The 2,057-nt window shown below is 64.3% G+C and carries 2 protein-coding genes; both read left to right on the forward strand.

The annotated features are described in order from the left end of the window. Nucleotides 1-65: 65 nt before the first annotated feature. On the forward strand, nucleotides 66-986 hold the full coding sequence (locus JNL55_RS05615; protein WP_293850479.1) for a hypothetical protein: 921 nt from the start codon (nucleotides 66-68) through the stop codon (nucleotides 984-986). Nucleotides 987-995: 9 nt separating this feature from the next. Beyond that, a partial coding sequence (locus tag JNL55_RS05620) for a hypothetical protein (RefSeq protein ID WP_293850480.1) occupies nucleotides 996-2,057 on the forward strand: 1,062 nt, incomplete at its 3' end.

Consider the following 2,057-nt stretch of genomic DNA (forward strand, 5'->3'; position numbering starts at 1 on the left):
CGCCGCCCTATTTAATCCGTCACAGCCAGCTTGGCTCCATGGTGAGACTGCGACGGAGGCTGCCGATGAACGAAGTAGCGCCCCCAGCTGCCGCCCCGAGCGCGCCGCCGCGCACGATGCCGGTCCTGAGCGTCAATGTGAAGTTGAACACCGAGTTTGCGCAACGTGTTTACAAGCGGTGCTTCGATCGGCTGAAAGGCGATCTGTATGTACTGACCGTTCGAACCCACGCTGGCGGTATGGATGAAGCGGCACAGGCCATCGAAACCATTCTGACGGAGACCTTTGCCAGCGTCAGAAAAGATCTGGACTCGGAGATGGAGCGCTCCGATGTGTTGCTGGATTCGGTCAAGTTGAATGAACTGGCGGATTACGAGGGCGTCACGTCGATCAAAGCGACGTACTCGACCCCGCGTGCCAAGGAGTTCCTCGACCTGCTCATCAAGATGGATCAACTGCTCATGCGCTACGACGCGCTGTGGCTCACCGGAAACATTGAATCGCGGCAGCGCTGGACGCGCTGTCAGAACTGGCAGCGGCGGCTGACCAAGGTCGCGAACCGCCTGCGAGAGCTCGGCAATCGCACGCGCTCGGGCTTGACCCGCGAGGCGGAGAAGCGGGCCACAGGCACGCCGGCCGCTGCTGCCGACCACGGTGCGCCGGAGCCTACGGCAAGTGACACCGCATCGGCCGAGGAGCGCTCGGCCGAGATGTCGACCGAGCGCTTGGAGATCGAGGCGGACGGACCGGAGGACGCGTCCGATGCGATGGACACCACGGAGGATGATGACGCGGATGAGCGGTCCGAGGCGCTCGAGGATTCACGCAATGAGACAGCCGATGAGTTCGAGGAATCTACACTTCCGCACGAGCGTTCCGACGCGGACGGATCGACCCTGGCTCAGTCAGTGTCCGATCGGCAGAATCCGGGGGTGAAAGCATCGCCCGTTCGCCGCCGCCGTGTGGCCGCGCAGGCGAGCGGTTGACGTTGACGTATGCGGCTTGTCCTCGTCCACAACCCCGGCCAGGCGTGCACGACGCTGCGCGATCTCTCCAGCGCAGAGATCGCTGCGGTCGAGCAACAGGTGCGAGCGGAGGTCGATGCGCCCGGGGCGGCGACGTGGCTCTCCGAATTGGCCCGAGGGGGCGTGTGGATTGCGTGCGACTGTCGGGAGCGCAGCGAGCCGCCGCTTCTGTTCGTGCGCAGAGTGTCTCGCTCGCAGCATGTGCTGATGCCGATGCCGGATCGCCCGCCGCATGCGGCTCGCTGCCCGGTGGGTGATGCGTTTGCACGGCGCGGTTTGAATTTCGGTGCATCCCACTCCGAGCTCCGCAAGCTCCTGTACCGCTGGTTCGCGGCGGCTCGGCTGAACCTGCGATTTCCGTACGGTGCGGATTATGCGATGAGCGTGCAGTACGGGGCGCTTCGGGAAGTCTCGCGCAGCCTGCCTTGGGTGGGGCGGCAGCCGCTTTATGAGTTCAGTCGAACGCATCCACAGGGCTTGCCTCAGCTGTGCCGCACGTTGTGTCGTCCGACTCAGGCGCAACGCCGCGGCTTGTTCTTGAGTCTCACCTCGAATTCGGCGCCTGCGATCTTGCGTAGGATGCTACAGCCCGACGCGCAGTGTCGCGAGTGGCTGCAAGCGGTGGAGTTGCCGGTGGCGGAACCGGCGATGGACGAAGCGGTGAACGGTCCGTTTGTCGCGATCTTCGAGCTGGAAGGCAGCGCGAGCGGTGTGATGCGCGTCGAGCGCGTCGTGCTGCAGCCGGTGCACTCGGAGCGGATGCTGGTGCCGGTGGAGGCCGAACGGGAGCGGCAAACGCTCGATCTGCTGCTGCAGGTTCAGCAGGAGATGTTCGTCACACACCGGCAGATCGTGACCATCCGCAAGACGTTGGCCGATTCGCTCATCTATGAGCGCGGGATTGGATTTCAGTTGCAGCCGCTCGGGCCCAATGGCCGGGCGTTACACACGGTCGATGTGGTGAGCGCGGACGCAGTCGTTGCGTCACGATGGCGGACACCGATGGAGAGTCAGGCCGAGCCGCTGTATCAC

The organism is Steroidobacter sp., assembly GCF_016790065.1.
Classification (GTDB): domain Bacteria; phylum Pseudomonadota; class Gammaproteobacteria; order Steroidobacterales; family Steroidobacteraceae; genus Steroidobacter.